Annotated in this window: 1 protein-coding gene; it reads left to right on the top strand. The window is 48.6% G+C overall.

Annotation, left to right across the window (positions count from 1 at the left end):
- The first annotated feature begins 304 nt into the window (after positions 1 to 304).
- Positions 305 to 970: an ABC transporter ATP-binding protein gene (locus DXA15_RS25075; protein ID WP_128135849.1), complete on the top strand. Its 666-nt coding sequence runs from the start codon at positions 305 to 307 to the stop codon at positions 968 to 970.
- Positions 971 to 1,003: the final 33 nt, after the last annotated feature.

Raw genomic sequence — 1,003 nt, 5'->3', positions numbered from 1 at the left:
TCATTGGACTTTAGTCCCATTTCTTACAGTTTTCTATCTAAGAGAAATGTGGCTGAAGCCAAAAGAGAGAAACAACTTGTAAACCGTCAGCTGAAGCAGACGGCAAATGAACCTGTAATAGTCAAGTGACTCTGATTATGGTGATTGTATGGGCGGGAATATGACACACCCCCTTCCCCCTCTCAAGAGGGGAGCCAGTTACAACCAGTTGCTATAAACAAACACTCATTTCTGATAAAATACGATACATCAATAACAATTATATAATAAATGAATTAATAGTAACAATTAAATATCAAACATCATGATCAAATTAACAAACCTCGAAAAGATCTACCGTACGAAGGAGATCGAAACAGTAGCTTTGGAGAATGTGAACCTGGATATCCAGAAAGGCGAATTTCTGAGCATCATGGGCCCCTCCGGTTGCGGAAAGTCCACCTTGCTGAACATCATCGGACTGTTGGACGCCCCGACAGCCGGTACGGTCGAGATCGCCGGAACCAATACGGTCAGTATGAACGACAAACAACTGGCCGCCTTCCGTAACAAGACACTCGGTTTCGTCTTCCAATCCTTCCACCTGATCAATTCGCTGAACGTACTGGATAACGTAGAACTCCCGCTGCTCTACCGTAACGTCTCTTCTTCCGAACGCCGCAAGGCTGCTGAAGCCGTTCTCGAAAAGGTAGGCCTGAGCCACCGCATGCGCCACTTCCCGACACAGTTGTCCGGCGGTCAGTGCCAGCGTGTAGCCATCGCCCGTGCCATCGTTGGGACCCCCGAGATTATCCTGGCGGATGAGCCGACCGGTAACCTGGATTCAAAGATGGGTATCGAGGTCATGGACATCCTCCACCGCCTGAATAAGGAAGACGGCCGCACCATCGTGATGGTAACCCACAACGAAGCGCAGGCACAGCAGACGAGTCGCACGGTGCGCTTCTTCGACGGCAGACAAGTTCAATAGGATTGTTACTTTTCTCTTGATAGAAAAGTAACC

The sequence above is a fragment of the Parabacteroides sp. AM58-2XD genome, assembly GCF_003463685.1.
Classification (GTDB): domain Bacteria; phylum Bacteroidota; class Bacteroidia; order Bacteroidales; family Tannerellaceae; genus Parabacteroides; species Parabacteroides segnis.
This window is presented reverse-complemented; position numbering and strand designations above follow the sequence as displayed.